Here is a 25,364-nt window from a genome sequence, read left to right as displayed (position 1 = left end):
TTTAAATTATTTTATAAAACTAATTGAAGATTTATAAGTAAATATAAGGATATTTATAAATAAGATGACTAAATAAATAACCTTGTAAGTTTAGTTTATGAAAGAAGTTTACATGCTGATCATCTGTGCCCTCTTTTGCACAAGTCAGGCAGGGGCACAGTCTGTTCTTACTTTTAGCGTTAAGCAGCCGCCGCCACTCCTGATTGATGCCGGAGCAGATGTCAGGATTGAGAAGGGGGAGAAGGTGAGGCTGGGAGGCGCTCTTCCCGTTTCGGGAGGGGCCGGACCTTACACCTATATTTGGTCCCCCTCCAAGGGACTAGACAGAGCGGACATTCCAAACCCCACAGCCTCCCCGGATTCGACGACGACCTATACTCTCACTGTCAGCGACCAGGCTGGCTGCTCCCAAGCTACGGCTGTGACGGTGACTGTCAATGAGGTAACCGGGCTGGAGGATCTTGCCGACCAGTTCGGGCTTACCGTTGTGCCCAACCCGAACAGAGGGCGGTTCCTCGTTTCAACCACCAGAGAAGTGGGAAAAGGGCTGGTATTGCTGGAGGTCTTTGACCCAGTCGGCAGACTTGTCTATCGCGAGACGGTAAAAGGGTACAATGCCATGAAAGAAAGAATTGTGGTATTGCCTTCCAGTAGGCAAGGCCTCTACATCCTGCGGCTTACTGGCGATAGGATTGCCATCAGTAGAAAGATACTTGTTCAATAATCAGCAAACCAGACATAACTTCTTATGAACAACCTATACTTACGGCACTTGAGGTGGCTACTGTCCTGCCTGTGCCTTTTTATGGCGACAGCCTTACTAGGACAAGGCACTGGCGCCAAGGAGTTCCTGCTTCGGGTAGACAGCTTTCACGGGCAGGTGGAGTGGGAGCAGTCCATTGACCGGGTTAACTGGACCGCGGTGGCCAACGGTAATGTCGCTACCCTGAAGCTCACACCCACCCAGACTACGCTCTACAGGGCCAGGATTACGGCGCCGGGCTGCGCCCCCATCTATTCAAATGTGAAGGGGGCGGTTTTCACCTCCCAGGGGATGGTAGGGGCAAGGATGGTTGAGGGCATGGTCACGCTACCTGAGGGCGCCGCTGTCACGGCCAAGGAGCTGAGTGTACTCTCCTTCCTCGAGGAAAGCAGCCTGAGGGCTGACGGCAGCTTTCAGGTGCTGGTGCCCGACTCGGTGGAAGAGGATGTCCTGCTGGTGATGAACAGCCAGGAGCAGGTGCTCATGCTGGGCCACTATGTGGGCAAGCATGAGCAGTATGCTGTCACTTCCGAGACCACAGCCTCCGCCCTCCTGACCATGTATCCGGCGCTGAAGCCCTTGCCTGTGGCTGAGAAGCCGGGGTACATGGAGCTATACCGAAAAGAGCCGGAGTACCAAACGCTGGTCAGCCAGGTGACCGCTCTGAACAAGCAGGGATTCGACCTGTTCTCTGAGCAGAACATAGGGTTAATAAAAACCTTGGGCGCGTTAGCACAAAAAACCTTTAACAAAGACCGCCTGCAAGTGATGGCCACTGGCGCGGTGTATATTCGCAGCGCACAAACAAGCGCTGTCAATATAGCCAATATCGCGGATTTCAGTTACTCTGGACGCGTATACAGAACTGCAGATGGAGTTCCGATAAGCCCCGTGTTCAATGTTGCAGGCAAGACAATACGAGGGTCTTCTTTAGCTCAGCAGATAATCCGGTTAATGAGAGGAAGCGCAGTGAACGTTAAATCGGATGAAGTGACCATTGATCTGAAAAAAGAGTTCAATGCCACACCTGGGGAGTACGAGATCAGGATCCGGAGTGGCTTAGCGCTGGACGGAAGCCCGGAGGACGACGAGGCCATGATACAGAACATGTATGAGTGGATCTCGCTCATGCTCGCCAACTATACTGGCTTTCCGGATGTGTTCGGTGAATGCATAGCCAACGTCATTAATGCAGAACTCAATGCGATCAATCCTCATAACTTGAAAGACGCTATCGTTCAAAAGAAGGCATTCGAGCTCTACATCCTGCCTATCTTAAAGGAGGTCGGAAAAAGTGCCGCTACCTGTTCCCAGGAAGCTGCTGGCAAGGCACCCTCTAAGCTGTTCAAGATGGTAGATCTGGTTGATAAACACCTGCCCGTGTTCTGGTACGCCGGGGAATGGGGAATTAGGGAGGCGGCAGTAGATGGCTGTCAGTACCTGAACGCAGATTATGAGACAAGTAACTGCTTTTACATTGAAAGTGCTAAGACAATCAATAAACAATATTTCCCGGGTGACACGGTTGAGATCAAAATAAAAGCTGTGGAAAACGAGCATTACTACCCCTATGAAGTAAAGGAAGCGGCTTTCAGACGGTTTACTTGGCTGAAGAAAGGGGGCTCTTACTTCAGCAAGCCGGAACGCGTTGATCTGTTCTACGATAGAACGGATGTCAACGGAGAGGCAACGATCAAATGGGTGCTGTCGTGTGAGGAGGAGGTTAACACCGTACAGGCGTGGATACAGGGTGTGGAGGAGTCCCTAAAGGATAATATGTTCTACACGCTGACGCGTGTGCCTCCCATGGAGGTGGTGAAACAAGAAGGGTCAGATTACCAGGAGGGGGAGAAGGGGAAGAAACTACCGAGGCCGATTGTGTTCTCGATCAGGGACCTGTCGGATAACCTGCCCGTGAAGCTAAACAGGTTTAACTTAAAGTGGGAGGTGCTGAGCAACAACACCTGGGTGCCGGTGGCAGGCACCGGTGTCATCAGCGACAGTCCAAATAACACCAACCCCTTGTTCATGGTAAGCAAGGAGTGGACATTGGCAAATCTAGAGGGCCCGCAGAAGGTAAGGGCTACGCTCGAGGATAAGTGTGGGAAGAAATGGCAAGTTGCGGGTAACCCGGTTGTCTTTTCCACTGGGCGAAATCCATGGATTGATAGTTTGGCTGGTAAATGGACTTATGAAATCTATACGACGTTCAGGGAGGTAAATCATTACAAGTCGTTGGAATCTAGCTGGGAGGCTAGTAAAGATTTAAATCCTTGCTATTTCCATTATAAACCTATTGGGAATAACACAGTGCATTGGACTGAATTTGCCAAAGTGACATATGAGCTGTTTGATGACTTGAAGATGACTAAGGTCCGGGAACAGGCTAAGTCTGGCCAGGATTGTACCTTGGAGACTCAGAACTATGTGGGAAGGTGGAGCATAACTGGTAACGGCTATATCTCGGTATCGTTGATAGGGAATATAGGAGGAAAAGAAATTACCGTAACGGATCAGGAATTATGGGGCCAATTAGAGAGGATAGACGATAATACCTATAAAGTACATATTGCTAGGTGTATATCGGAGTGGGATAATTGTTTTTCATATGGCATATTAAGAAGACAATGACATGAATAACATAGTTTGTAGAGTACTTAAGCTATCAAAACTTTTTATAAATGTTGTTCCATACAATAGATGATATTAACAATATTAATTTATAACTTAGGTTTGATTTAGAATTTTTTGCTCCATGGATAACATTATCGAACTAATTGCACAGGGATTCACATGCTTTAGAAACCTGTATTAACATACTTGAAGAGTAACTAATTGAATTAGGTGTTTCTTTTTGTCATAAGTTTTGAGTTACCCCATCCTGATTAATATAATTCCATTTTATTATACCTAATGCAGCATGTAATTTATTTTTGCTGAAGCGTATAGATAAGGTTATTATAGGGATTAAAATTGGTTCCAAAAAATAAACTTAGAGCATGAGTACTAGAGCAAGAGATTAACAAAAGAAGCAGCGCCAAAAAGAGTTCAAGGAAAGGAAAGAGCATCAGGAGGGCCTTAAAATCGCCTCAAAGAAGGTAAAAGGAGTTTATCTACAAATGAAGATGAAATAGACAGGATGCCCAAAAGCGAAGACTAATTAGTGACTCCACTTTTCAAAACATTTTGCGGTGCTAAGATTCTTAAATGATACTTAAAGTGTTTCGTTGTAGACCGGAGAGTTATTAACTTAGCCTCTCAATCGGGAGGCTAAGAGAGAAAGTGAAGCATAAATTTTGCTAGTTTGTGAGCTGTTACTTCCAGATTACTGAAAAGTTCGATAAGTGTAACCGAAAAGGAAATTTATCGAACTAAAAAAGCCGCTCCATTTTATGTGGTGCGGCTTTTTTTCTGTGGTAGACCGAAGGATGGAATTATCGAACCATTTCCACAGGGATTTGGCTGATTTAAAGGGTTGGTTCTAGGCAGATGAAGAGTAGCCTAATTCACAAACTGCTGCTAATTCACAATATTTTCAAAGGTTATACATATTATAGTAGCTTTACTAGTACTACAGTAAAGAGAGCAGATGATGTTGCATTGTATAGTTGTCTTCAAGTACTGAAGAAATAATGTTAGCTTCCTCACCTTTCTTTGCTCAGTTTGTTTTCTAATTAAGCTGAATACGTTTGCTTAAGCTGCCATTTTCTGATTCAACTTGTAACAGATACAATCCATTAGCTTTATCCTTTAGCGTGATAGTATGTTTTAATCCGTCTTTAGAGCTTTGAAGTAGTTGTTGATATACTAGCTTCCCTGTGCTGTCAAATACCCGTATTGTAGCTTGCTTACCTGCTTTAATACCTGCCTCAACATGTACAGTACCAGTAGTTGGGTTAGGGTAAACCACGAAGTCTTGCTTTACATTAACTAGTCCTAGATCTGCACAGGTGCTGACGGTAATATTTTGTATTGCCGAGGTTGTGCAGCCATTTGATGCTGTATAAGTATAGGTAATAGTATGAATACCGTTACCTGCAGCGGCAGCGTTAAAGGTACCGTTCTGTACACCCAGACCGGAATAGATACCACCAGTTGGTTGCCCTCCGGTTAATGGCATACTTGTTACACTGCTGCATACCTGGCTGAACTCGGCGAGGCTTACCTCTGGTTCAGAATTAATAGTCGCTGTAACACCTGTTCTTATACTCTCACAACCTTTGTCGCTTAGTACTGATACATAATAAGTAGTGCTGTTGCTCAGGTTAGGTGTTAAATAACTAGCTTCAGTGGCGCCTGCAATGGCAGTACCCCCTGTCTGAGAGGTATACCAGCGGTATCTGCCTTCTTTCCCACCGGTTGCAACTAACGTGAGGGGACCAGCACCGCATCTAGCAATAGGAGTTGCCGAAGGTGCAGCAGGTATAGAATTGATCGTGATGTTAGTGCCGTTATTAGATCCTATAGTGGCTGGGGATGAAGCAATTACTCTAACTTTATAAGCCGTTCCTGCTAAAGTGCCTGAAGGGATAACTGCTCCAATAGGGCTGACTGTACTGGTGCCAATTGTTATCGGGTTGGCAAATGAGCCTGTAGCGTCAGAGAGTTGAGCTATAAAGTTATTCCCTCCACCGAAGTTGCCTGTTGTAGAGAATGCTATAGAAATATTACTACCTGCACATAAAGTGCTCATGGATATAGTTTCAGTAGTTATAGTAGGTGCACCACCTCCCGTAGCCCCGGCTACGTTTATGCGCACCTCCTTTGGCTTGGCCTCGGTATTAGGCAAAGTATACTTTGTGCCTGGCGATAGCCCCATCACCAATTCTGCGGTGGTGCCGATCTTGGAGAGGGCGTAGGTGTAGGTAGCGCCGATACTGGTCTGCCCGGCAGGCATGTCCCAGGTCCAGCTCTGCACGGCTCCGTTGTCGGTGGAGGAGTGGTAAACGGTATACTTGGTCAGCGTGGGCTGGGGCTCTGAGATGTGCAGCGTCCAGTTTACGGCCAGTCTTCCGGCCGCTTCGTCATAGCTGTGCGTCTGGCTCACCCATACCTCGGGTACAGTACCAACCGCATCTGAAACATTTACCCGTACTTCAATAGGTCTTGCTGCTGTGTTTGGTAGCTTATACCCTGAGCCTGGTGATAGACCCATTATAAGCTCTTCTATACTGCCAATCTTATTCAGGGAGTAAAAGTAGGTGGCACCGATGCTAGTTTGTCCTGCAGGCATGTTCCAGGTCCAGTTCTGCCGGGATCCATCGTCGGTTGATGAGTGGTAAATATTATATTTTGTTTCCCTAGGCAGAGGTTCAGAAATATGTAACGTCCAAACTACTTCAATGCGCTCTGTTGCATTGTTATAGGTATGTGTTTGGCTCACCCATGCATCTGGGTCGCCTCCCGTAGCCCCGGCTACGTTTATGCGCACCTCCTTTGGCTTGGCCTCGGTATTAGGCAAAGTATACTTTGTGCCTGGCGATAGCCCCATCACCAATTCTGCGGTGGTGCCGATCTTGGAGAGGGCGTAGGTGTAGGTAGCGCCGATACTGGTCTGCCCGGCAGGCATGTCCCAGGTCCAGCTCTGCACGGCTCCGTTGTCGGTGGAGGAGTGGTAAACGGTATACTTGGTCAGCGTGGGCTGGGGCTCTGAGATGTGCAGCGTCCAGTTTACGGCCAGTCTTCCGGCTGCTTCGTCATAGCTGTGCGTCTGGCTCACCCATGCCTCGGGGCTTGCACCCCCACTTACCGTAATACTTATATGTGAAGATGTGTTAGTACTCTCCATATTGTCTGTGGCCCTAGCTGTGAGCGTGTAACTGCCAGCAGTCAGCCCGCTCCAGTCGTAGGAGTAGGGCGCCTCTAAGTCCTCACCCAATTTCATTTCTCCGGCGAAAAACTCTACTTTGGCCACGGTGCCGTCTTTATCTTCCGCGCTTGCTGCGATGCTGACAGTTGCCCCGGCAGCGAAGGCAGCCCCATTGGCAGGCGAGGTGATGGAGACGGAGGGTGGCTGATTATTTCCTCCATTAACCACTATGCTTAATGGCGCAGATATATTTACACTTCCCATGTTATCGATGGCTTTGGCCGATAGCGTGTAGCTGCCTTGGGTTACTCCACTCCAGTCGTAGGAGTAGGGCGCCTCTAAGTCCTCGCCCAATTTCATTTCTCCGGCGAAAAACTCTACTTTGGCCACGGTGCCGTCTTTATCTTCCGCGCTTGCTGCGATGCTGACAGTTGCCCCGGCAGCGAAGGCAGCCCCATTGGCAGGCGAGGTGATGGAGACGGAAGGTGGCTGGTTTGTTACAAAGAGATCAGATTCCCAAAGGCCACGTCCATAAGTGGCTGCTCGTAATCTGCCTGAGCTATACTGTATTTCCAACTCATTTACGATAACATTAGGGAGGCCAGTATCAAATGGCTGCCAATCCTTCATGTCTGGATGCAGAACAAAAACGCCCAAGTCATTACCTAGATACAGAACTCCTGTGTTTTTATCGTGTTCTATGGTATTGACAGGTAAATTAGGCAGCGATCCTGTAATATTGGTCCAGCTATCACCTCCATTATCAGACCTAAATATTTTTACCCCTTCAATGTATCCTGAATAAGTAAGCCATATTATATCTGGATTGGTAGGGTGAATCTCGATGGAGGAAATGGATGCGTAGTATTCCGGTATGCTAATAGAAAACCAGTTCTCCCCACCATTGATGGTCTTAATCATGTAATTTCTTGAAGCAGCTAAGAGTATATTTGGATTACTGTTAGCTACAGCCAAGGAAGTGATTTGGCCAAATATCAAATAAAAGTCTGATATAGGTGTCCATGATTCACCTCTGTTAGTAGTTTTATAAACGATCCCACCAAGACCGGCATATAATGTTTGCGGATTAACCGGATCTATTACATACGGAGTGACCCAAGAGCCTGAGGGTAAGTCCTTGGTAATCCCAGTCCAGTTTACTCCTCCATCTGTTGATTTACGAATCACACCATTTTGCAAACTTCCATACATAATATTTGCATTCGTATAGTCTATAATCGCCTCCATGCCATCTCCACCCAATACATCTGTAAAAGTAGTGTTATTCCTTAATTTGGTGCCGTTATCCTGTGCACCAACTAACGTAAGGTTAGAGTTAGTTTCAGAATTCCCCAAGCGGTAAAATTGTGTTATCTCTAGCCCATTACTTAAGTCAGTCCATGATTCACCACCGTTGATTGTTTTATAAAGGCCACCATCGTTGCATTGATAAAGTGTGCTTGGGTTTAGGGGATTGTAAGCCATCGCATGTTTATCTGCATGCACTACTGGTGCACTTGTGCCCCCATGCCACATAGTGCTCAGCGTCCAGTTAGTGCCTCCATCCATAGACTTCCAAGTGTTTATGCCGCCTACATATATTTCATTCTCGTTAGTAGGTGAGATAGCAATACATAGGTCGTAGTGCCCCTGCCCACCATAGCCAGAACCATTATAACTGTTGTGTAGCAGGTTGATTTTTTCTGTGCCGTAGGTCAGCTCAAACGTCTCCCCACTGTTTGTAGATGTGTAGTAACCTCCAAACCCAAAATTATAATAGTCACTACAGAGTGCCCCTACAACAGAGGGATTGGCAGGAGTTACAGCTAGTGCAATACGATAAATATTACTAAAATTAGTTATCTGTGCCCATGAGTCTCCTGTATTAGTAGATCTGTAAATTTGTGCATTGCCGATGGTACTGGCATAAACAGTTGTGGGGTCACCTGGCTTAAAAATTATTTCCTGAAAGTCCCCGCTTTGCTCCTTTTTCCAGTTATTCCCACCGTCTGTTGTGCTGTGTATTCCGTCTGATGTTGCTGCAAGTAACATTCGGCTATTAGAGGGGTGCATAATGAGGCCTTTTACTTGTTGATACTGTAAAACATCGTAATTCAATCCTGTGGTGTTCCAGGTAACACCTCCATTAGTAGACTTCAGGACTCCTACTGAGTATGTGTTTCCACCATCTCTATCTCCGGTTGCAATGTATATTATATTTGGATTAGTAGGGTCAACAACAATGGCTGATACTCCCATGACAGGTAAGTTGTCAGTTAAGGTAGACCAGGAGTTTCCCCCTGTAGTTGTTTTCCATAAGCCTCCTGCGGGACTTCCTACCCAAAATGTATTAGGGTCTGTTGGGTGAAAAGCAATACAGTTTAGCCTTCCGACCCCAGAATAGCCTCCGTCGGAAGAAGATGGACCCAGGTTTACCCAATTGCCGGAGTTGCTGAAAGGGACAATATTATTTTCTCCACTTGACTTACGTGTGGTACGGTACTTTTGCCACTCAACCATAAGCTTGGAGTAATCTGGGAAGTTACCATCCTTGTCAACTCTGGGCTCCCAAAACCATTCCCATCGTTTAAACTGTTTATAGCCTCTGCCTTTTGGAGTATCCCCTTGCGGTGTAGGAGTATTTTCCTGCCAATATTCTTCGAAAGATTGTTGAATCTCAAAAAAATTAGGGTTTTGTTTTCCTCCAACTCTGTCTTCCCAAGGGTTCTGCCCCTTCAGTTCCGCTGGCAATGTTAGCAATATTAGCCAGCTAAATATGGTAATGAGTATGTGTTTTTTCATAGGAGAAACTTATATAGGTATAGAAACAACTGTAATGTAGAAATGAATAGCTACTGTCCATAAATCGGTGGGAGAACAGTAATTGTTGGTATTGATATATAGTTTGCAGAACTACCGAGGTAATATCTAATGAGTGCATCCCCATGTAGCTTTACAGGAGGCTCTCGGAATGTATCAGGCTTCTCAATTTCATTATCATCAGGGCTCTTTATGTAATCAAATGCTTTCAGGTCAACTACTTCATTTTTGGCAGACTTTATGTCAGCAGAATTCATGTCATTTTCTATCGCTATCTTTAGTCTTCTACCTGATACCCAAATTGAATCAAAGGCTATCGCTCTATCAGTAAGTACCTTCACACTAACTTTGTAGTTAATGCTACTCCCACCGTTACGGATTCCCGAAATCCACTCCTGTGATGTTGCCCCCACCACTTGTATGTCCTTTGGCTGGCCATTAATATATGCAGAGGTGCATGAAAGCAAGCATGATGATAACAGAAGACGCTGAAAGAGACCCATTAGCAAGAGCATATAGCTGCAACAAGTAAAGACAAGGACAAAGATTTAAATGTTATTACTGCTATAAATAGCAAAAGTTGCATAATATACATATTAATTATGCTTAATTAAATATAAATTACTTTTAAATGGAAGTTTTATCTGTAACAGTTCAAAGCTTTAAGTAAGAATCGTGGTGTTCACTCTAACTATAGAAGTACTTTTCAAGCACAATACCTGCACCGGAAATAGCCTTTGTAATAATATAAAAATAGTAATGCTCGAAATAATTGGGTTGCATTTGGTCTGAAAGATAGGCTCCAGACGAAACAACAATTTACCTATTAATAGGTATGTACTTTATTTATTATTATTTGTACTTTGTGCGTGTGAAATAGGAGTGGTTGATTTCTCCACGATAAATTAAGACTAATAACTCAGGTGTATGACTTCTAGGGCTACAAAAGCATTTGCTACGGGTATAAAATATATAGGTGGTGGAGATACCTCAGCATACACTTTGGAGTTCTTAACACCTACTTCAAAGTATCCACAAGGTTCTTTTGAAACTATTGTTGTACCATATTTGGAAATTGGCAGAGATAACTGTTTGATTAGTTTCGGAAGTGAAGTACCTACCGTAAGCAGGAAACATGCAGCTATAGAGCGAAATAATAAAGAAATTATTTTAAAAAACTTATCTAAAACTAATCCTACCCTTGTAAACGGACGCCCAGTAATAGATAAATATTATCTCAATAGTGGGGACGAAATTCAATTTTCGTTGGAGGGGCCTAAAGTTAGATTTAACGAGTATAAGGCAGGTGCTCCGAAACTTGCTTTCACAAAACGAATGAACCTAGTAATGAATCAGGCTGTAAAACCGTATAAAAGAGCATTGATTACACTAGGAATTATAGTCGGTTTGATTACTTTGGTTGGTGCCTATTTTATCTATCAAGTTAAAAAAGATAACAAGAATTTACTTCTCAGAGTAGAAACTTCTGACAAACAGTCTGCAGACTCTCTTGCAACTTTAAACGCGTTAAGCCAAGAGCTAAAAGAAAAACTTGAATCTAAAAAAGGTGAATTACAAGAATCGCTTAAGAAGCAAAAATTAGTAACCAAACCAAATAGTACCTCTGTTAAGACTGTTAACAACAATGCTGCAAAGTTAACTTCAGTAAGTGGAAATCCATCAAAACCAACTCCTGTATTGGAGAACATTATTGCTCCGGCCCAACCATTTTTGCTATCAATTTTCTTAACTAGCATAAGAGCGGAATGGAATGGATCAGTTTTATACGAAGAACAACTTAGAGAGGCAGTTTGTGATGGTTTCCTTCTTAGTAATGGGCACTTAATAACTTCCCGTTACTGCACAGACATACATTCCATGGTAGCTTCTGAGCTAAATTTCATTGCAAACAGTGGAGGCAAAGTAACTTATACTTTCGAAGCGGTTTCTTCTGATAAAGAAACTGTGTTACGTTTTACGAATCATGATCTTAAGTTTGATGATAAAGCAGATGTTTATGAAAAATATACATATGCAGGTATAGACGGTAATATCAAACTTTATAATGCAGGAGGATCTGACATTGCTTACTTTAAAACAGGTTTAAAAAAAGGCATACCATACAATTCAAAATCCAGTAAGAACATAACTGCAGGTACAGAACTTCTTTCCATTAACAACTTTGCATACAGCTCGCCATCCAATACTAACTCAAAGAACATAGACGCAGTTAAAATCAAAGTGGCTAGCATAAAAGTTCATGATGCTGAGAACATTCAAATAGAGCATGATGATACAACACTAGATATAGGCAGTCCTCTATTTGTTATCAAAGATAATAAGGCAATTGCGGTTGCTATGGTGTCTGGATTCCATAAAAGCAAAGTCTCCAACCAAAGCACCATATCCCTGCTGATGCACCTTAATAATTGATAGAATTATTGTTGTTTTCATCACAATTTAACCATTCTAATCCTAATCATGATAGTAGAAATATTTGCCACTACTGATAACGGAAAGCGTTCTGGACAGAATGAAGACAACTTTGCTGTTTGTAAAGACCTTTCCTCTAAAAGCTGGAAGTTTAAACCTGAAGAAAAAGTTAGTCTATCAGAAGAAGGAGCATTGATGTTAGTCGCCGATGGAATGGGAGGTGCTAACGCTGGAGAAGTTGCATCTGACTTGGCTCAGAAAGTTATACAAGAGCAGTTTAATCAGATCTCAACTTACCCCACTAGTGAAAAAAAGCGCATAGGGTTATTACGCAAAGTTATACATACTGCTCATGAAAAATTAGTTGAACACCAGCAGCATAATTTAGAAACTGCAGGTATGGGTACAACAGTTGTAATTCTTTGGCTAACCCCACAAAAAGCTTATGTTGCTTGGTGTGGTGATAGTAGGTTATACATACATAAGAAGGGTAAAGAACTGAAACCAGCTACAGAGGATCATTCATATGTATGGGAGTTAGTTAAAGCCGGAAGCCTATCAGCTGAAGATGCACGCCTTCACCCTGAAAGTAACATTATAACCCAGAGTTTAGGAGATCCTGTGGTTCATCCCAAACCGGATGTTAAAGTTATTGATGTTGCCGAAGGTGACAGGTTTTTGCTGTGTAGCGATGGATTGAATAGTATGTTACCAGACTCACAGATACAGGAAATTTTAAATAATGAGAGTAGTACTGTAGAAGCCAGTAAAAAGCTGATTGAAGAAGCAAATATAGCTGGTGGTAGAGATAACATTACAGTTGTATTACTTGATGTCATAAAAGTTAATGTATCAGTAAAGGCATCGCCTGTCACAACAAACTCTACTACGCAGGAATTAAGGAAATTTATAAAGGTGAAGAATCGGGTAATTGTTGCTTTAGGTCTGATGCTAGTTTGCGTAGTGAGTTACCTTGTATTTGCTAAAGCTATTCCTTTTAGTTCAGTAAATAATAAGAAAGTAGATCCTATTGACAAGGAGGTGAAGTTTGAGAGAAAAGAACTTGGTTCAACTGGAGTAGATTCTTCAATGAGACCGGTAGCTAGAAAAGGATCAACTTTTCCTCCTCATCCAAAAGATATTGAACATAAAAATGGGCCGGCTCCTTTAAATCCAAAAGTGGTTATACAGCCCTCCAACCCCAAACAAATATTATTTCAAAATGACACAACAAAGAATACAGCTTTACCTGCTTTAAAAAACGATCCAGATATTTTATAGAGCAGCAACTATGTTTATTCAATTTACCTTAACCCTGATATTATGAGATGCTATACATGTGGATTCACTAATGCTAACGGAAGCAAAGTATGCGAAAAGTGTGGCACGAAGTTAAAAGCGCCAACTGAAGCACCAGTACCCGCTGGCGTACAACCTGGTACAAGAGTAAACAATGTACAAGTGGAAGGTATTCCAACTATGAGAGGCGCCATTTCAAATCAACCAGCATGGGACATAGAGCCTGAAGCAGAGTTTAAATGTGCTGCCTGTGGACATTATCCTTTGAAAAGCGAAGTGTCGAATGAGTCTCCCTGTCCTAATTGCAAATCAACAGGAGAGAAGGAAGTACATAATGGCACCATGAGCTTTCCTAATCTCTTCTTTGGTAAAGCAGTGGCTCATTCTACACCTAAGGTCAAATTAGTAGACATTGCTACTGATAAGGAGCTGGAGTTTGAAGGGGATGATGTAGTGCTGAACAGAGCTAATCTTAACCCAACGGATCAAAGTATTTCCTCTGCGCAGCATGTGCAGTTTACAAGAGAAAAAGATAGTTGGCATGTCACTGACTTAAGTAGTAACCACGCTACATTTATTCAGGTAAATGGGAAGGTTGGAGTAGAGTCTGGCGCTCATATTTTAATTGGTAATAGAATATACAGAATAGAGCTTGAATAATGGAAGCGACATTGCCGCAAGCTGTTGAACTTGAACCTATGTCAGTGGTTACATCTGGACAAGGGGAATATATTGTAGAGAGAGAGATAGGACAGGGAGGCTTTGGGAGTGTATATCATGTTCGTTCTGAACGAGGAGATTTTGCATTAAAACTAACTAAGATGTGGAAATTCACTCCGAACGAACGGATTGAATATGCGAAGCGCTTTCGGCAGGAGTACGAATATGCCTGTTTGATTCCGGGTGAAAACATTGTACGGCCTTACGATTACGACACCTACTTAGGTAACCCATTTATAGTAATGGACTACTGTCCGAATGGCAGTTTGAGAAAGCGCATAGGAGAGCAAATAGAAGCAGTAGAGCTAAAACGAATAGCCTGTGGTATACTTAAAGGACTTCGTAACATGCATTGCGAAGGTATAATACACCGTGATCTTAAGCCCGAAAATATTTTATTTGACCAAGAAAACAGACCTAAACTTGCTGACTTTGGAATTTCTGCATCAATCAAAAGCAGGATGACCAGACGTAATGTATTAGGCCAGGTTAAAGAAGTTTTTGCTTCCGGAGTGTATTCGCCACCAGAGCAGTTAGATTATGCACGGGCTTTTAAAGTTATGGGAAGCACTAACGATACGTATGCTTTTGGTGTGTTGATGTTTGAGACAATAACTGGTGGCAAGTTGCCCTTTGGCAACTTTGAAGATTTTCAGGCTGATATAAAGGGATATGAAGGAAAGAAACGAACAGGAAACTGGAAGAGGGAATTTTTAGCAGATGCTTCACCTGAGCCAGTCTGGAATGAGATTATTGAACGATGTCTCCAGTTTAATCCCGAAGAACGCTTTCAACAGGTAGATGAAATTATAGCTTTGCTCAGCACTGATAATAATTCAGCAGCAATTAAAAACCAGGAGAATAACTCTGGTGCTATTATGTTACAGGTAATGAATGGGGACGAAATTGGTCGGTTTTATAGCCTTAGCAACCTCATACTCTTCAGTCAACCGGACTGGAAACTACAGTATAATGTTTTTGCCAATTGGCTAAACGATAATTTTGACAATGATACTAGCTGGACAAAGGAAAACTTATGTGTATTGACAATTGGTTGGTATGATAAAGAAGATCCTTTTGCCAACAGTATAGGCATTGCAGAGCACTTTACTAACTATGTTTCAGGTGCGCATGCAACGCTTGTACATAACTCACAAACTAATAAGTGGTATTTGTTTGATGGACAGCCAGTACAGTCTATGCCTGGTATACTAAGATTACCTATTCAGATTAAACTTTCAACAAACGGTACATTTATAAACTCAGCAAGTTTGCAGAAAGGATTGAAAGAGTTAAAAGTAAATGACATTATATCATTGGGTGATACTACTTTGAAAGTGGTTGGTTTATGAATAGCTCATTCATTGCTTTGATACGATATAAAATCATATTATAATTCAGTACTTTGTGAAACTTGTTTAACAGATATACTGCAAAGAATTTTAGAAAATAGAATGGCACATGGCAATAGCAAATTAGATTTGAAGTCTAATAAATTAGAGTAAAGCAAAGCCCATATTACTATGCGGTGCGGGAGATTACTTCCAGGCGATCATGCAACTGCGCCCTCGTAATTCCTATTTATATAAGCTCCCGATTCAAAGCAGCTATTTTTTGTTTAGTTGACTAGCTGTTGCTTTCATCTCCCGGCTCCCAGAATTCATTATCCGAAAGGCCTTCTAAAGGGCCAGAAAATGTACAAATTATGAGACATTTGTTAGTGCATAGTTTCTTTGTCGGTAGGCATAGATGAATGAGCTATCTTAAATTGTCTCTTAGGGCCGAAATAAAATACTCTCTCGCTTTCTCTGCCTCCAACTCCATCTTTCCACATAAATTCAGAACCATGTTGAATCATTTCGGAGCCTAGATAATGATTTAGCATCGGCCTAACAACTCTGAATAATGAATTTTCTTCATGTGTACTCGTAAAAACAAATTCTCCATTATTACCTGCTTTGCTTAGCGTCATTAGGTCAAAATCGGCATGAATGGCTTTTCCAGCAAACTTTACTAAGCCTTTCTCTGGGCCTGATTCTGAACAGGTATAGCCGAAGGGCATTTCATAACCCATAATAAAGCTTTTCCACTTTTTCGTAGCATCTGGGCGGCTTTTTTCAATAAAAGCATTAGGGCAGAGTAGAGGATTAACTACTAAACCTGAAAAATTGAAATTTGGGTTATCAGCTGTTTTGGCTTTACATTTTTTCGATTTTGGAATATAATCAGGCTTGCCAATCCATTTATCGGCTAATTCATTCGGTTCTCTCAGGCCAATCCAACAGTTAAAATGGGCAGCTATCAAAAAGAAAGCATTCTTGTGTTCAGGTAGCATACGCTTAGTTTTAATATATGGAATGATAAATCAATTTTAAGTCAGCATAGATATACTATAATCCATTTAAGTAGTATAGATTATGTAATATTTTAGCCTCCAATCAAGACTGTAGGACAACCTAAGGTTATCGTACCTCCATGTACTGTTTGATCTCCCATTCTTGCTGCTGGTTTTCCTCCAATTAGTACTGTTGTTGAACCTAATGCTATACTATCAGGAGGTCCCACACAGGTACATATATCTCCCATTACGGAGGCAGGTACTCCTCCTATTAATACAGTAGGCATACCAGGACCTGTAATAGGACCACCAACATGGGGTACTGGAGGCATACCTGGAGTAACCATAGGGCATGTATGCATATCTGTAATTCGTGCAGCTGGTTTGCTCATAGTTTATAGTTTAATTTCGTTAGAACTTTTGGAGTGCAATGTCACTTAGTAAATATTGGTTTGCGCTCTCTGTATTTAATTTTACCGTTTCTTTTCCAGAATATAGATCAAAAAGTATACGAAGCATACCGTTCTCAAACCCATTGCTTACAATATATCCTTTTGATCCTTCTTTTAACTCTTTGCTATTGCCAAAGCCATGATTTATAGGTAGGGCTAACTTTAAGTAAACGGGTTTGTTCTTCCATACATGGTGGGGTTGTACAGGTAAGTTCATACGCATAACTCGTAAAAATATGTCTTAAATTAACTGTGGTATTAATTCTACCGTTGGATAGGCTTTCATACTTTCCACTTTCTTGATTGCTTCTGCTTCATTAGTTACTTCACCATAGCTGCACAACACGAGGTTTGTTTTGCCTATTTGGAAAGTATCACCATCAACAAGGCTGAACGTTTGGTTTGGTTTTAACCTTGTTTGGGTGTCATGGATATAAAGGCCATTAGCACTATTAAGATCTGTGATACTAAATTCAATACTGTTGGCGGAATCATAGACATTGAGACGGGCATGCTTTCTGCTGATTTGTAAATCACCGGGTAGTGGTATGTCACATGTTAACTGCCCGCTTTCTTCACGCCCAATCACAAGATTCTTTTCAGTAACAGCGAAAGCTTGTTTTGGCCTGTTGTGGGTATTTACTATTAGCCACCCAAACACTTTTGCTTTTTCAATAAAACCATTGGAGTGTTCCATTTCTCCTAGTTTCTGGAAAAGAAGCACCATTTTGTCAGCAAAGTTTTCAATTTTGGCTAATGCTTCCTGAGATTCATTGTGGGAGTATTCGAGCGTAAGCAGGCTTCTTAGTAAGTTTTCAAATTCTCGTGGGGCTAGTTCAAACCAGGCATGTAGATAGTTTAGTAAGTCTTCCCTGTCTTTCCGAAGCAAGGTGTTGAGTGTTAGACTTGTTACCCTCGCCCAACGGACACAATATTCAACCATTAGAAGGGGAGGCTGCTGGTTGTAGACTAACCTGAATGTATCAATACCATTAGCCAGAAAGATCATTGTCTGCTGTGCTATTGAAAGGATGGATTTATCAATGTTTGTGGGGTTTGGCTTCGATAACATCTTCTGGATTACCTCTGTAGCAGCAGTTTCCGCACTACCTAACTGTTGCAATAATTTATTATAAATAGCCAACATCCTAGGGAAACTGGAAACTTGCATGCAGGGAGGAATGTAGTGCTCTGACAAGCGAACTACATCTCCATCCACCTTTAACCTGCCAACACTTAACTGGTATGCACTAAACTCAGGGTGGTACGTCTGCGGGTACGGGAGTATCTCTAATCTATAATTTGTGATAGTATGGGGCTGCCTGAGAGGAGCTTCTTCAGGATTGGGCTGCCCAACAGGAATTCGCGTAAAAGGGTCAGCTACAAGAATCAATTCATAAGCCTGCGCCTGCATATCCTTAAGCTGTATACTCGCCTCAACAGGTCTGGTATGGTGAGTGATTTCTACCCTGACTCCTCCTGGTGTTATAGCTCTACATTCTGCTATTTTTACTTTAACGTAGCCTGAATGATCAGAATTTACCTGTATGTCTAGTGGCTGCTTTGTAGAACTGCTTTGAGGGAGTAGGCCATAACTGTAAGTGTTTAACTGCATCCCTGCCACGTCCCGTATCTGATCATTCAAAGCACTCTCTTGCTCTATAAAGTGAGCCTTTGAGATCTTCATCCCATCTATCCAGTTAACCGGAAAGTATTTTAACTGTGGAAGCATATAAATGTATTTTTAGTAACTTTATATAACTGTACTATATCCTAAGCGGGAACACGTCTCCAGTTCCGTTAACAAGAAATCTGCCTCTTCTGCGATTGCATGGACTGTTGTTTCCACTTCTACTTCTGCAGGAAAAAAGAAACCATAGAGGGTGCTAATTAACTTTGAGTGTTTTCCTCCGGACAAGAAAGAGTTTAATGTGTCTCTTCTTAGTGGCCCTATAGAAACCATTACCGAAAGTTCGTCATCATACCACTCGGTGCCAAGTACAGAATCCGCACCCAATACCGTATTGCCCAAACAAGAGAACTGATCTTGCTCTACAGCCTGCATTCGACCCTCTACTGTTCTGATCTGTACCTTTTCATCCAGTATTACTTCCAGGCTGTGAGCTGTCAATTGTAAATCACCAACAATACTATGCAGGTGTGGAAGTATAGAAAGCATCTTCATACTTTGCCTTGGATTCATGTGCTTTGGATTGATCCTCCAGAAGCGCAGGAGCATTTTTATGTTATCAGGATGTGTATTCGTCAGCCAGTACTTCAATTCTGTATAATCCAGCCAGATGCGCTGACGGTAAAACTCCTGCTCAAGCGGCAGGAAGAAATTACGGGCAGCCTTTTCTTCTTTTCTGTAGCGGTCACTTTCTTCTGTGGCCTCTTCGATGCTTTTTGCGTTCTTTTGTACAGCCTGGTGAAACATACCTTCCGGCAACATATCATACAGGCCTTCACGTGAAATTTTTAAAGAAACTTTCCTGTCAAGAGGAGTATCAAGCTCCTCAACTTCCAGTACATCTTGGCTAAAGGATCTGCGGAATGTTCCTTCAGGTCTTACGATTATGTCATCAAGCGCTACACTTTGGTTCTCAATCCAAGAAGCCGCCAATACCTCCGCCCGTACGTCATCATTACCTGGTAGCATACGCATGACCGTTTGTGGTGAATACCTGTATCTGAGTCAGGAAAAGTTTGTTTCTCTCAATATATGACCTTAATTCGTTACAAGCGGCATTCCAGTCCATGCTTTTAAAACCTTCAGCAGGAGTTAGCAATATGTCTAAAGTCTTCACATAACCGCTTCTAGAAGAAAGCTCTTTCTTGAAGCCCTTCTTGACTTCCACATTTTTTAGTTTGTCCCCTAGCTCAGAAAAACATGCTGCTTTTAAATCCTCTTCTGTGGCAATACGGCTGCGTGTGAGTAGCGCAAACCGGTAGGCATGTACTTTCTCGGTTTCGCTCAAAGGTTCACGACCGCCAGATGTAGGCGTAAGCAGCATGAGTGTAGTTCGCTTTACATGAACAGGGGAAAGAGGCTTTATTTTTGTGCCGGCAGGCAAAAGATTGGCTGCTTCACCCTGTGAGGTCCAGAACTCTACCCACACATCTTCAGCCAGTTTTGTATTCAGGAACAGATGGCACTTAGTTGACTGATGTAGAGGTTTGTTGATAAAATGCATTTTAAGCCTTGTCAGACTTTGCTCCAGGCCTTTTATTTCAGCGTTAAGCGCATAATTTCCTAACGCTCTAAAAGTAGCACTTTCATCACGCATTAGTTCATACAAATACTGTAACAATGCTTCGGCGTCACGCTGATCAAAGCGGCTGACGCCGCTTTGCTTCACGGAGTAGGTACCGTCCTCCATCTCCCTGTGTTTGTCTGCTGACACAGCATTATACTCACGGGCCGCTGTGAAGACACGACTAACCGACATAAAGTGTTCGTCTATAGCCAGGGAAATGATGTTCAGATTAGGGGAGAGGGAATAGGGGCGACTTCCGGCATGAAGTTTTCTGTTCATTACCGGAAAACAGTTCAAAGAGCAGTACACATCATCAAGAGCCTGCAAAGAAAACCCTTGTGGGAAACGTACCTCCACCCAAAGCAACTCATCTTTGAATCTACTTAAATCCTCCTCCTTAAAAATGCCACCAAAAGCAGCTGGGTAACTGCTGTAGATAAGAGGAAAGTCTTGATTTTGAATACTAACAAATTGATTCTGATAGACCTGTAACACATGGTTTTCGAAGGGTTTCATCATATCGGTTTCAATCATTTGCCTGCCGGCTTCGTTACCGTTTTTAGGAAAACCACCATGTGTTTTCAATATGTTTTTTCCTTCTGCTATCCAATCTGTTAAAGAGAGTAGTGGAACAAACTTCGCTTTATCAGTACTGTTTTTCCAGTCAAAAAAGAAAGAAAAGCCTTTGAGGTTCTGTATTTTACTATTCAGTTTCAAACCTAACCACAAAGAGGTGTTATATGCTGTTTCCTCATGTGCAGCGTAAAAACTTTCTCCTTTTACCAAAGGAGTATCATAGAATGTGACTTTGTTTTTGGTAACTTGGCATACTACGGTAGCATCAAAAAGCTTAACATCTGTAGCGGGAGCAAGTGAAATTGGCACCACTACTGCTTTGTTCCCTTGTAATACTTCCTTTTCTGCTGAAAAAGTATTTTCTTTTTTTACAATAGTGCTGGGTAACTCAGAGCATGCGTGCATAATAGCATGAGCCGGACGGGCACTAGTTGTTACCTCCGGGACCATTAGTTCAGCTAAACGCTCCAAAATACGTGCTTGTGAAGCATAAACCTGATGTGCTGTGCGTTCAAATTCCACGGCACATGCGCCCATCAACAAGTCAATTACAGGATCAAGATTATCTGCATCAGCTTCCTGCAAGCCCCACAAAGCGACAGCTTGTGCACGAAGCCTACGCTTTACCTGTTCTTTTGTAAAGCTATCTTGGTTCAAGGCATTTGGTAAAGCTTGGAACTTCATAGAGACTACACTTATGTGAGTGAAAGGGGACTAAAAAATATAAATTCTTTGTGTTGAAATGCTTCGTTTGTCTGTCGGATTATTCCTTCTATATGAAGATTTATTCTTCTTCTTAATTCAACTATTTTTCTGGTCTTTGGATCAACTACTTTTAAATCATCCAGGTTAACTACTATTTGTATATCAGATAACCTGACTTCATACTTTTTCAGTGCTTTTTGAAAAGAATCTAAAAGCTCTGTTTTCCATTTGTCTACACTTCGTATCGTTTCAAAGTCTTTTTCCCATATCATGCACCCGTACTCACTGTCGAATCTACTCTCGTTGAAATGGGTTCTGATAAGTAGGTGTATATGCTGGCGAAGGGAATCAGCAAGAGTACACCTTGATTGTCTTTTCTTTTGAATAAGGTCCTGGCACTGAAGAGGAAGTGTGTAATAGTTGTAAAGTATGCTCATGTCAAGCCTTTATTCAAGATTAAAGAAACTATATGTGACAGAAATGCAGCAGCTTTGCATATTGATTATCGTTTTGGTTAAGGCTTCTGTCCCTGAAGCGTGGTATAACATATTGCGTATAACCTCCAATTCGCTGTTCTATCATCTTTTCTATGTTTTGGCTGTTTCCTCCCGCTAATTTTTTCACAGCAGCATCAGCCGTACGCTTATTATTTAGGTTAGCCTTCATGTAGGTCTGCTGAGTACCTATGGTGCCAACATGAGCTACTACTTCTTTTTTCAACTCAATTTTTACTCTATATTCACAATGAGTGTCCCAGTTAGAAAGTAATGCCAAGCTGTCTCTGATGACACTCTTCTTAAAGTTAAGATCATAGATGTTCAAAGCACTGAATGTTATCATTATCTCAGACATGGTTTTAGCGTCTACCCAATAAGCACCAAACTTACTGGCATGCATGCTGGAGGCAAATCTCCAAAGTACTGTACCGGGCTTTAGCGTAGTGGTTGCTATAGTGGTTCTAAATGATTTTATATCACTCGGTGACAGTTGATCCGCTTTTTCCATTGACTTAACCAAGTATGTTGTCTTAAACTATTTTTGATTTAGCCTTAGGCTAATTTCCTTCTGCTTATAAAGATCAATTCAACCTAATAATGCCAGCCTTCACCGAAGCCTGAGCCCCACCATCAATTTGCAGAATTTGAGACTTAACTGTTGCCTGGGCTCCTTCTATATTGAGTTGTGCAGAGGCTTTCAACTTAGTGGATGTGCTTTCCATACTCATCTGCTGTCCTATCAAGTTGATAGCATTATCTGCGTTCACTTTCATGTCCATAGCCTTTATTTCTGTGGCCTGGCCTGAATTTAACTTGATACCCTGATCAGCTTTCGCATTTAGCTCCTGAGCTTTCATATCAGTTGCTTTGCCTGATGTGATCTTTATGCCTTCTTCAGCTGTCATTTCTATGGATTTGGCCTTCATCATCAAATCCCCTTTTGTCTGAATAGTAATCTTACCATTGCCTTCCATCGAAAGGGCTATCATGTTGGTAGGATCACCAGTATCTTTATTGATTATCCTTATTTCTTCTTTGCCGTCTTTATCAGATAAATAGATCTCGTTGCCGTTGCGGGTGCGTATCACTTTAAAGTTATTGTTACTATCCTTCCATTCTGAAGGCGCTACTTTTTTGTGGTACACGCTTCCCATGACAAAAGGCTTGTCAGGGTTATTGTCTTCAAATCCTATCATGACCTCATCATCAATTTCGGGCGTGAAGTAAAAGCCATGAATTGCACTTTTACCATTACCAGACATCGTGTTGGCTACGCGTATCCAGGGAGTAGATTCGGGCGCCTTTTGCCAGTAGAATTGTGCCTTCACCCTGCCAAGCCCTTCCGGATCTACATTGTCGATGATCACGGCTGGTTGAATTTCGCCTTGGGGTCTTCGTACAGGCGCTGGCGGTGGAGACTGATTTTCTACAGGAATGGCAGTAAAATCATTGCTGTAGGAGTAGGAGCCACTAATGTGATGCACAACCGATGTGACAATGAACCTGCCATAATCCTGTTCGCTAACAGCTTCCCCGGTTATGTTGACGACAGTACCTACGTTCAGGTGAGGGTTGTCACTGTCGCCAGTTGCTATGACCATACTTCGCGCAGAAGCGGCTTTCTGTACTGTAAGAACCTCATCAAGTTCCTGCTGCTGTACTACCACATTTCGGGCGGCAAAGGCAGGTTCCTGTGAAAACACTTTAGCTGATTGATCTAATGCAAATTTTCCGAACTCATCTAGATCTTCTACGGAAGCTGAGGAGGCAGCGCTCTCATATACTTCGCTCTCTAGGTAATTGTATGCTATGGCCTTATTATTTACAGGCAGCAGGTGCAGGTCAAATTCAAAGCTGAAAAGATCTTCACCAAAAGGCAGATCAATTACATCGCCTTTCAGTAGTTTACCAAAAATCAGCTTTGTACCATTGTAAAAGCACCACTCCCCATAACTGGTTGCCATCCGCTGTAAGAAGGCCCAGTTACTTTCGTTAAACTGAACTGTATAAGGTATAGCATTCCCGTTCATCGGGCTTACCTCCGTTTCCAGAGAACGAGGTACTTTCTCGAGGGCTGCATTTGCAATCTCCTGCAGAGACTTTTGCGTAAAGGAACAGCACTGGCCATTCCCATCCATCAGTATGGTAGGGCTGCTCCCCCGGACAATCACCTGGCGTTCGCCATTTCCTGATCTACACACCCCTATGTTTGTGACAAGTCCGATGAACTGGTTGTCAGGATACTTTTTCTCAAAGAGCTTTGATCCAAAACGTATGATAATACTTTTGCCTATGTACTCTTTTGACTGCTGCAAAAAGCCCCTGCTGCTGTTTTCAAAAGCATCCACAGGCAGCACGACTTCAAACGCATGATGTTGATGAATATCTTGCGTGATAGAAATGCTTGAGAAAGGCAGTAGCTGCTCTCCTTCAATGCTTATATGTACATCTACATGCTGTGCCAATGGATAGGTTTTTGATTTATAAATAAATAATCTTTTATAACAATTGAGTTGGAAAATCTACTTTTTTAAACCAAATGGGTTAGTAAATAACATTTTCCAGCCTTCGTTTTCAACAATTTCATATATAGTACCACCAATTGCATCCTTAGTTGATTCAGGTAGTGCTTGGTTTATTATGGAGCCCACAAGTACTCCTCCCTCATATGCTACTGTCACAAGAACAACTTTAGCTAGAGAAGCCTTGGCGAGTAAAATTGCTCGCTGTAAGTTTGTATATTCAAAAACTCGTATTGCTCCAGAAGCTGTGAATTCTGCTGGGAATGGCGTTTTCCCTTTGAACAACTGTAGTGGGTTTAAAGCTTGTACAGGGGAGATTGCACCGTAATAAGCGGTCGTTTTAGCTCCCACTAGTATACCGACTGCGTCTGTAGCTTTTGATGGAACCGTGCTTTTGTTTGTGTCAATGAAGTTCTTCCATGTACCTTCTGCAAAAGTTTTAATAAAAGAGGCCATAGATTCTTTATTTTCAGGCACTCTATTAGATTCATAAATAGTTAACACACCTTTACGACCAGCCATTACTTTTAAAATTCAAACATTTATATCCTGGTATTTCATTATCAATTATTCTAATGAATGTTCTTCATAAAAGAATAGAATAGTGCTGAACGTGTTTCACGCCTACGTTGAAGAATAAATAGAATACTCTTAGTATATAAGTTTAAGTTTAGTAGTCTCCTAAGTAATCGAAGAGACTACTAAACTTAAACTTATCTATTTTTTGCTCGGCCACTCATTTTGAAACTCAGCAGGACCGTTTTCACCATCCACTTTCAACTTATGCGCTGATATGGTAAATGTTTCCATCATGTTTTCGCCTCCCTGCCAGCTAAAGTTCTCGCCATAGTTCACAATAAAAGCATCATCGAACTTTATCTTTTTTAGAGATTTTGCATCATCCTCATCGTCACTGATGGTTATTTCTCCACTTTTTGTTTTACCAGATCCAACTGTCATCCAGGCAGGCAGAAAGGCGCTTTTTGTGGACTCAATTGTAATGTTTACTGTGCCACCTCTAACAGAACCTGAAGGTCTTCCAGAGGCATCAATGTCACGGTTGAAATTGTAAGAGAAATCAATTACTCTCACATCCTTTAAACTGTCTAAGTTTAGTCTTGCATTAACAGCCATTGCTTTAAAATTTTAAGTTGATGATTCAGTTTTAGAAAA

General features: G+C 42.1%; 19 protein-coding genes. 6 read left to right on the top strand and 13 right to left on the bottom strand.

The genetic code is table 11. From position 1 onward, the window contains the following. The first annotated feature begins 97 nt into the window (after positions 1-97). Together K0O23_RS07320 and K0O23_RS07315 are read left to right on the top strand one after the other, a co-directional pair. Complete coding sequence (locus K0O23_RS07320; RefSeq protein ID WP_219876750.1) at positions 98-724, top strand: T9SS type A sorting domain-containing protein; 627 nt, start codon at positions 98-100, stop codon at positions 722-724. A 24-nt stretch (positions 725-748) separates the two neighbouring features. Continuing rightward, entirely contained in the window at positions 749-3,394 is a 2,646-nt protein-coding gene (locus K0O23_RS07315) for a hypothetical protein (RefSeq protein WP_219876749.1), read from the top strand. A 1,039-nt stretch (positions 3,395-4,433) separates the two neighbouring features. Here K0O23_RS07315 and K0O23_RS07310 read toward each other — a convergent pair. Together K0O23_RS07310 and K0O23_RS07305 are read right to left on the bottom strand one after the other, a co-directional pair. Then, positions 4,434-9,374, bottom strand: a complete 4,941-nt coding sequence (locus tag K0O23_RS07310) for an Ig-like domain-containing protein (RefSeq protein ID WP_219876748.1) — start codon at positions 9,372-9,374, stop codon at positions 4,434-4,436. Positions 9,375-9,424: 50 nt separating this feature from the next. After that, on the bottom strand, positions 9,425-9,733 hold the full coding sequence (locus tag K0O23_RS07305; protein ID WP_219876747.1) for a hypothetical protein: 309 nt from the start codon (positions 9,731-9,733) through the stop codon (positions 9,425-9,427). A gap of 586 nt (positions 9,734-10,319) precedes the next feature. Here K0O23_RS07305 and K0O23_RS07300 point away from each other — a divergent pair. The 4 genes from K0O23_RS07300 to K0O23_RS07285 are packed head-to-tail and all read left to right on the top strand — an operon-like array spanning position 10,320 to position 15,196. After that, a complete protein-coding gene (locus tag K0O23_RS07300) occupies positions 10,320-11,825 on the top strand; it encodes an FHA domain-containing protein (RefSeq protein ID WP_219876746.1) in 1,506 nt (501 codons plus the stop codon). Positions 11,826-11,873: 48 nt separating this feature from the next. Continuing rightward, positions 11,874-13,106, top strand: coding sequence for a PP2C family protein-serine/threonine phosphatase (locus K0O23_RS07295; RefSeq protein ID WP_219876745.1), 1,233 nt, complete (start codon positions 11,874-11,876; stop codon positions 13,104-13,106). A gap of 42 nt (positions 13,107-13,148) precedes the next feature. After that, entirely contained in the window at positions 13,149-13,784 is a 636-nt protein-coding gene (locus tag K0O23_RS07290; RefSeq protein ID WP_219876744.1) for an FHA domain-containing protein, read from the top strand. Continuing rightward, a complete protein-coding gene (locus K0O23_RS07285; protein WP_219876743.1) occupies positions 13,784-15,196 on the top strand; it encodes an FHA domain-containing serine/threonine-protein kinase in 1,413 nt (470 codons plus the stop codon). The genes K0O23_RS07290 and K0O23_RS07285 overlap by 1 nt, the downstream gene beginning before the upstream one ends. 365 nt (positions 15,197-15,561) lie before the next feature. On the opposite strand, the gene K0O23_RS07280 is transcribed toward K0O23_RS07285, so the two are convergent. The 11 genes from K0O23_RS07280 to tssD form a co-directional block, all read right to left on the bottom strand. Next, positions 15,562-16,179, bottom strand: coding sequence for a hypothetical protein (locus tag K0O23_RS07280; RefSeq protein WP_219876742.1), 618 nt, complete (start codon positions 16,177-16,179; stop codon positions 15,562-15,564). 92 nt (positions 16,180-16,271) lie between these two features. Further along, positions 16,272-16,574, bottom strand: coding sequence for a PAAR domain-containing protein (locus tag K0O23_RS07275; protein WP_219876741.1), 303 nt, complete (start codon positions 16,572-16,574; stop codon positions 16,272-16,274). A gap of 19 nt (positions 16,575-16,593) precedes the next feature. Beyond that, a complete protein-coding gene (locus K0O23_RS07270; protein ID WP_219876740.1) occupies positions 16,594-16,851 on the bottom strand; it encodes a hypothetical protein in 258 nt (85 codons plus the stop codon). A gap of 24 nt (positions 16,852-16,875) precedes the next feature. Continuing rightward, on the bottom strand, positions 16,876-18,366 hold the full coding sequence (locus tag K0O23_RS07265) for an FHA domain-containing protein (protein WP_219876739.1): 1,491 nt from the start codon (positions 18,364-18,366) through the stop codon (positions 16,876-16,878). Between the two features lie 21 nt (positions 18,367-18,387). Further along, positions 18,388-19,299, bottom strand: a complete 912-nt coding sequence (locus K0O23_RS07260; RefSeq protein WP_219876738.1) for a type VI secretion system baseplate subunit TssG — start codon at positions 19,297-19,299, stop codon at positions 18,388-18,390. After that, a complete protein-coding gene (locus tag K0O23_RS07255) occupies positions 19,280-21,151 on the bottom strand; it encodes a hypothetical protein (protein ID WP_219876737.1) in 1,872 nt (623 codons plus the stop codon). The genes K0O23_RS07260 and K0O23_RS07255 overlap by 20 nt, the downstream gene beginning before the upstream one ends. An 11-nt stretch (positions 21,152-21,162) precedes the next feature. After that, on the bottom strand, positions 21,163-21,609 hold the full coding sequence (locus K0O23_RS07250; RefSeq protein WP_219876736.1) for a GPW/gp25 family protein: 447 nt from the start codon (positions 21,607-21,609) through the stop codon (positions 21,163-21,165). A 28-nt stretch (positions 21,610-21,637) separates the two neighbouring features. After that, positions 21,638-22,177: a hypothetical protein gene (locus tag K0O23_RS07245; protein WP_219876735.1), complete on the bottom strand. Its 540-nt coding sequence runs from the start codon at positions 22,175-22,177 to the stop codon at positions 21,638-21,640. A gap of 73 nt (positions 22,178-22,250) precedes the next feature. Further along, positions 22,251-24,134 (bottom strand): type VI secretion system Vgr family protein, encoded by a 1,884-nt coding sequence (locus K0O23_RS07240; protein WP_219876734.1) that lies wholly within the window; start codon positions 24,132-24,134, stop codon positions 22,251-22,253. A 57-nt stretch (positions 24,135-24,191) separates the two neighbouring features. After that, positions 24,192-24,713, bottom strand: a complete 522-nt coding sequence (locus K0O23_RS07235) for a hypothetical protein (protein ID WP_219876733.1) — start codon at positions 24,711-24,713, stop codon at positions 24,192-24,194. A 195-nt stretch (positions 24,714-24,908) separates the two neighbouring features. Next, positions 24,909-25,325, bottom strand: a complete 417-nt coding sequence (gene tssD, locus K0O23_RS07230; protein WP_219876732.1) for a type VI secretion system tube protein TssD — start codon at positions 25,323-25,325, stop codon at positions 24,909-24,911. Positions 25,326-25,364 lie beyond the last annotated feature (39 nt).

Origin of the sequence: Pontibacter aydingkolensis, from assembly GCF_019443125.1 — a bacterium.
GTDB lineage: Bacteria > Bacteroidota > Bacteroidia > Cytophagales > Hymenobacteraceae > Pontibacter > Pontibacter aydingkolensis.
This window is presented reverse-complemented; position numbering and strand designations above follow the sequence as displayed.